Here is a 6,441-nt window from a genome sequence, read left to right on the forward strand (position 1 = left end):
GAAGAGGTATTACCATGAAAAAAGTTGCCGTTGTATTTGCCGATGGTTGTGAAGAAATTGAGGGTCTGAGTGTTGTTGATGTCTTAAGGCGCTTGAACATTAAAACTGAAATGGTTGGCTTAACTAGCCAACAGATTATGGGAGATCACCAAATTTTACTTACATGTGATAAAGTATTAGATGATAGTTTATTAGATTATGACTTAGTTGCTTTTCCAGGCGGAAAGATTGGTGCCGAAAATTTACGCGATCATAAAGGGTTAGAGAAGTTAATGGTAACGCGCTATGAAGCAGGCAAATGGAATGCAGCAATGTGTGCCGCTCCAATCGCCTTCGCTCATTATGGACTCTTAAACGGAGCTGACTATACTTGTTACCCTGGCTTTGACGAACAGACTAAGCAAGTTGCGCCAACTGGCAAATTTAAAGAAACAATTACAGTAACTGACCACAAAAATAAGATTATTACTAGTCGTGGTCCAGCTACTGCTTGGGCATATGCTTATGCAATTGCTGAGGCTTTAGGGGTTGAAACTAAACAGCTACAGCAAGGCATGCTTTACAATTATCTAGCTGATAATATCCAGACCAGCTTGTAATAAAAAACCGTTCCAATTCAAAAGAGTTGGAACGGTTTTTACCTGATACTTAATAATGAAACTGGTAAATTTTTTATTACTAAGCTTTGCTATTTTGATATGTATACTCAACAATAACAGTTAAAACTAAAATAATCACTATACTACCAAGCAAAACAATGATTCCCGCACTAAAATTTAATTGCGGATTTTGGTATAACATTCCTAGTTTCCCCGAAACAGTATCAACCGCATTTAGATACGTCACCGGTAACCAAGCACTAACTTTTCTTAACATTGGCACAGCTATTACCGCCACATTCACTCCTAATACTAACAAGAGTGCAAGCAGCAATGTGGGCAGTTGCGCACGAAAAATTTTGGCCAAAAATCTTACCAAAACTATTAAGAATAACAAGCCTAAAAGTTGTAAAGCAATAATTGGTAAAATTAAATTGCCACTAGCCACAAAGTTAGTCATCATTCGACCGTTAACAAATTTATAGGTCAAATACGGAAAAGCTAAATTACCAGCACCAGCAAAAATCGCGGCGGCAATTATCATTAACAAATTTATTAGCAAAAAACTTCCCCCTAGTAATATTAAACCCGCACTAATTTCCGTTAAAGCTTGACGCCATTTACTAATGGGATTGAGCCGAGTTAGATCAAGTTGTTGATGATAAGGTTCTGTTAATAATAAAGTTAAGATAAACAAAGCCACCAAAGTAAATAGATACGGTAAATACTGCTGGTTAAGGTGCAACCAAAATTGGATTCCCGTTACTGGCATATCTTGACTTTCATAAGCAAGTGGTTTGTCTTTAAGATAGGCAAAAAATTTTAGTTTATTATTAGTCTCTGTCACTTGGGCGGGATCAACCTGGTCAGCAATGTTTGCTAAGTGTTTTTTTTCATGCTGCTTTTTTTGCCACATAAGCGTATAAGCTAACTGCCACTTAGCAGCTTGAGCAGCTTTTTGTATTTGATAATCTTGGTTGGCAATTTTTTGGTTACTGTTAATATCTTGTTCAGTTTCTTGATAAAGGTCACTATTTTTCTTTTGCTGCTTCAGATTTTGTTTTAACTTAGCAATCTCTGTTTGATAGTAAGTACCTTCTTTTTGGGCTCCTGCCTGCAAGGTAAATTGGGGCGCGGTACGTAGATTCAAAAATAAAATAAAGCCCAAAATTAGAATCAGGATAGAAAGACAAATTGGCGTCAACTTATTTTTAACTACTTTTTTTAATTGAAATAGGAGATAAGCCATTACAGTACCTCCACTTCTTTAAAATGATGAGTTCTAGTCCGTTCTAATAAGCAAATCAAACTAAACAAAACAAGTGAACCAATTAGTAGGGTACCTACCCCACTAGCAAAATTAATGTGGTAATTATTGATGTTATAAGCAACTACTCCTGAAACCACATTGATTGCATTAAGATAAGTGTTAGGTAGCCACTGGGCAATCTGAGCCAATGGTTCAATTACCGTGGTTGCTAATCCAATGCCTACTACTAAAAGTACCGCTAATAACAGGGTCGGCAACTGATTATGCAATAGTTTTGCCAGTAACTGAATAAACAGTACTAAAAATATAAATTCCAAAAATTGTAAGATTAAAATTTGGGGGATTAAAGTAGCTAACGGAGCTACAGCAACTGTTTGCCGTCCATTGACTAGATGATGAATAATAGCTGGGTATTGTAAATTACCCGTGCCAAAGATTAAAGATGCTCCGGTAAAAACTAATAAACTTAACAATAAATATAATAAACAACTAATGGCTAATCCTACCAAACTATTAGATAGTTGCTTACGCATTACATTTATTGGTAAAACAGTGGTGATATCTAAGCCATTTTTATAAGCGTCAGTATATAGATACGTTAAAATAAAAATTATCACTAAAGTAAATAAAATTGGCCAGTAGGTTCCGTTTAAGTCTGACCAAAACTGAAGACCAGTAACGGCTGCATCACTTTCATAAGGCAGCGGATGCTTAACTAAATATTGATAGCGCTTTTTAATGCCACTAACAAAGTCAAGGTTTCGCTCACTTAATCCAGTAGTTTTCATTTTATTACTCTCTTTGATTTTTTCCTTATAAACTGGTCCCCACTGCCCCTTATTAATATGTTTAATCAACGCTTGATTTGCTTGTAATTGTTTTTTTGTTTGCTTCAGTGCGATTTTAGTTTGACGGTAACCTTCACCAGTCGGCGAATACTTTTTTAATGCTTGCTTATCTTGGGCAATATTATTTTTTTGGATTACAATATTGCCTTGTATCTGACCCTTGATTGATTCTCCGCTGTCAATTTGATTAGCATTAAGAAATAAAACACCAAAAGAAATAATTATTAAAATGCACGAAGCAATTATGGTTAAGTTATGCTTGGTAATTTTTTTAAATTGAAAACCAAAGTACGACATCATTCCTACACCTCACGCATCATTTGTTGTTCTAAAACTAAACGATGAGCGTTGATCATCCTTAGTTCACTGCTATAATGTGAGGTCATGATAATACATTTGTTTTTATGCGAAACTTCTTGCGCTAAGCGGTCATAAAGTTGCTTGCGACTTACCTCATCCAAACCATTGGTTATTTCATCCATTAAATAATATTCGGCATCACTTACAAAATACATGGCTACCAGCAATTTCTGTCTCATTCCTAGTGAATACTTTTTAATGGGTACTTTGGCGTAATCTTGCACCCCTAAGAAGGCTAAATCGTCTGCTAAATTCACCTGTGAATGCCACATGTTTTTGATAAATTTTAAATAGTCTAAGCTATTAAGATTGGGATTGAGCCAGTCATTACTTTCGAAGAAAAAAACTTTGTCCTTATTTTGGGTATACGGTTTACCTTCTAAGCGAATTCTTCCAGCGGCAATCGGGATCAAATTAGTAATTGCCCGCAAAAAACTAGTTTTGCCTAAACCATTTTCGGCAGCAATCTGATAAAACTGACCAGGCATAAACTGATAACTAAAATCATGTAGGATTGGTTGACGGGTTTTAATTGTGAGATGATTAACTTCAAGCATAACAGTCTCCTTGATAAAATGTGGTATTAATAGAAATGATGTGATTAAACAATCATATCACTTAATATTAATTATTTAGTTATTATTTATAAAATAATATATTTTAAGGTTCATATATTCAACAAAATTTATACTTATTGTTTTTTCCACATAGTAGATAACTAACTGATTATTTTTACTTTTAATAACATTTTTATTTTAGAAAAAAATAATTGACTTTTATTGGCAGACTGATATTCTTTAACCGCTAAATTCATTAAATTGCTTATCATATTAGAAGTTGACTCTACCAATACACCTTATTCTTAATAACTAAAAATAGTCCCCCAAGCTGGGAGACTACTATAATTAATATTGACCAATCATTAAACTTGGTATAAATTGATAATTTCCATGATTAAGCCAACGTTGTAGTTCAAGTAAAGAATTCTCTCCTATTTCCTTATTACGTTTAGGTAACCGCTTGATTTCTTGTTCAACCTTTATTAATTCTTTTAAAGCTGCTTTCTTCCCTTGACTATCTTTAATCCTCATTACCTCAAATTCAGCTTTAACCAGAGGCTTTAAATTGCGCTTAAGTGCCTTAACATTATAAATACCAGTCAGCAAGCTAACCCAACCTTGATATTTCCCACTCTGGTCAATAATATGCACCATTATATGCTTATTTAAAGAATTAACTTCAGTTACTTTGAATAATATTTTATTGACTACCAGTTGCTCAACATAAGTTTTACTATATTTTTCTACTTGCTCGGCTTGTCTATACATTGGGTTCATCAGCGAATTTGAAGATAACCTAAATACATAACCAGCTCGACTTAACTGCTTAGTTGCAATTTGATCAATTTGCATTATATTCTCTTGATTATTTTTAGTAGAGGCATTGACGAGTGCAGTTGCAATTGTTCCAGTTGCTAGTGTAAATAATGATACAGCAGTTGAAATCACCATTAATTTAGAACTTTTTTTCATTGTGTCTTTCCTCCATAACATTAAACTTGTTAATTTATTTTTAATATAAACTGAAAGTTAATAATAGTCAATTGCCATTTGTTAATTTTTTTATTTTTTAAATTTCTATCTGAAATGCTTTGATAGAGTAGGCTTTTGCAATTTTAAATTTATAAATAAAAGTAAATTATGTTGCTATTTAATACTAATATTTATATTTTAATCTAAATTAATAAAAACACGTTTTATAAATTTTAATATTCTTAATTTTCCTTGTAATTAAAAATATTTTTTTAAAAATTGTTAGTAATAAATACGTTTTAAATATAAAATAATAAAAATTATATAACGATAGTTTTGAATTTAAATAGTAATTTAAAATAGCTTAGTTTGACATAAAATCGAATTTATTAATAATAAAAAAAGAAGCCCTACCTCTTTTGAGATAGGAGCTTCTTTTACTACTCAAGTTTGTTCAAGAATTTCTTGATTTTACTTGAAGTTAGAACGCTTAATGAATTTATTTTGACCAACTGCATAATATTCATTACCTCGAATACTTATTGCATTGCCATAAGTTTGAACTGCACTATTCTTCTTTAATGCTTTTCGACTTATTCTTTGCCCATATTGGTTATATACGTATGACTTATGCTTTAACTTACGGCCAGTTCCTGTAATATTATCACTTACTACATATTGACCTTCAGCTATTGCTACGTATTTCTGTCCACTAATCGTTCTACTTTCACCAGTAGTAATTCTGGATCCTGCCTTTAGAATAAGCTTATTCAAACGGTTACCATTTTCATCATAAATGTATGCATTATGGTGCACTTCTGCATTTGAAGCTACTCCATCAGCAAGGATGTTATTTGCTTCTATAGTTATAAATGCAAAATTGGTTGCCTTGACATAGCGGTTTTGTCCAATGATGTAGTATGCAATACCCTTTATCTTCACTGGATCACCATATGTGCCAATTTCTGAATTCTTCTTAAGTAATGTTATGCCTACACGTTTGCCATAACGATTATATACAAATGCATTCCGTTTCAAGCGACGCTTGTTACTAATAACATTATTAACAGCTACGTATAAGCCATTATCTGTTATGTAGAATTCACGACCGTTAATCTTTTCTGTTCCGTAAGTTGAAATTATCGAGCCACTCTTAGCTACCAATAAATTAGCTCGCTTGCCTTGTTTATTATAGAAGTAAGCATTGTGGTTAAGCCGCTTTTCAATAGCCTTTGGTTTATTATTCCCTTGACTAGGAATATTCTTATTAATTTCAGCTATAGCATTGTTAAGAATTTGCTTTAATTCTTCAGGAGTTTTAGCCTTACTGATTGCATCCTTAGCTTTAGCAGCCGCATCATCAATTGCTTTGTTAGCTTCTGCTTTTTGCTTATCAGTTAGGTTTGGATCCTTATTAATTTTATCTTTAGCTGCAGATACTGCATCATCGATTGCTTTGTCTGCAGCTTTCTTTTGGTCTTCTAGAGTTTTATCAGGATTTGAATTAGTGTTACCTGGGTTAGTGTTGCCACCATTACCACCAGAGTTATTATTTCCACTATTACCATTGCCACCAGAAGTGTTATTACCTGGTATTTGCTTATCAATATTTGCAGTACCCTTGTCTTTTGCCTTGTTAACTTCGTCTGGAGTCTTAGCCTTGTCGATTTCATCCTTGGCATTCGCTGCGGCATTATCAACTTCCTTCTTGGCATCCTCTTTTTGCTTGTCAGTTAAGTTTGGATCTTTATTAATCTTATCCTTAGCTGCGGCTGCGGCGTCATCAACTTCCTTCTTAGCATCTTCTTTTTGCTTGTCTAAAGTACTGTTTG

General features: G+C 33.4%; 6 protein-coding genes. 1 reads left to right on the forward strand and 5 read right to left on the reverse strand.

Going from position 1 to position 6,441, the window contains the following annotated elements:
• Nucleotides 1-14: 14 nt before the first annotated feature.
• Entirely contained in the window at nucleotides 15-599 is a 585-nt protein-coding gene (locus tag F5ESL0233_RS06340; protein WP_122059318.1) for a DJ-1 family glyoxalase III, read from the forward strand.
• A gap of 79 nt (nucleotides 600-678) precedes the next feature.
• Here the strand turns inward: F5ESL0233_RS06340 and F5ESL0233_RS06345 are convergent, their stop codons facing one another.
• The 5 genes from F5ESL0233_RS06345 to F5ESL0233_RS06365 all read right to left on the reverse strand — a co-directional run.
• The gene (locus F5ESL0233_RS06345) at nucleotides 679-1,848 is read right to left on the reverse strand and encodes a hypothetical protein (RefSeq protein ID WP_122059320.1); all 1,170 of its coding nucleotides are present in this window, start codon (nucleotides 1,846-1,848) and stop codon (nucleotides 679-681) included.
• Entirely contained in the window at nucleotides 1,848-3,017 is a 1,170-nt protein-coding gene (locus F5ESL0233_RS06350; protein WP_090093764.1) for a hypothetical protein, read from the reverse strand. Before F5ESL0233_RS06350 ends, F5ESL0233_RS06345 begins: the two co-directional genes overlap by 1 nt.
• Nucleotides 3,018-3,019: 2 nt before the next feature.
• Nucleotides 3,020-3,634 carry an ABC transporter ATP-binding protein gene (locus F5ESL0233_RS06355; RefSeq protein WP_122059322.1) on the reverse strand — a complete coding sequence of 205 codons (615 nt, stop codon included), beginning with the start codon at nucleotides 3,632-3,634 and terminating at the stop codon, nucleotides 3,020-3,022.
• Nucleotides 3,635-3,982: 348 nt separating this feature from the next.
• The gene (locus F5ESL0233_RS06360; protein ID WP_122059324.1) at nucleotides 3,983-4,609 is read right to left on the reverse strand and encodes a hypothetical protein; all 627 of its coding nucleotides are present in this window, start codon (nucleotides 4,607-4,609) and stop codon (nucleotides 3,983-3,985) included.
• Between the two features lie 471 nt (nucleotides 4,610-5,080).
• A partial coding sequence (locus tag F5ESL0233_RS06365) for an SLAP domain-containing protein (RefSeq protein WP_122059326.1) occupies nucleotides 5,081-6,441 on the reverse strand: 1,361 nt, incomplete at its 5' end.

This window comes from Lactobacillus sp. ESL0233 (genome assembly GCF_003692995.1).
GTDB lineage: Bacteria > Bacillota > Bacilli > Lactobacillales > Lactobacillaceae > Lactobacillus > Lactobacillus bombicola.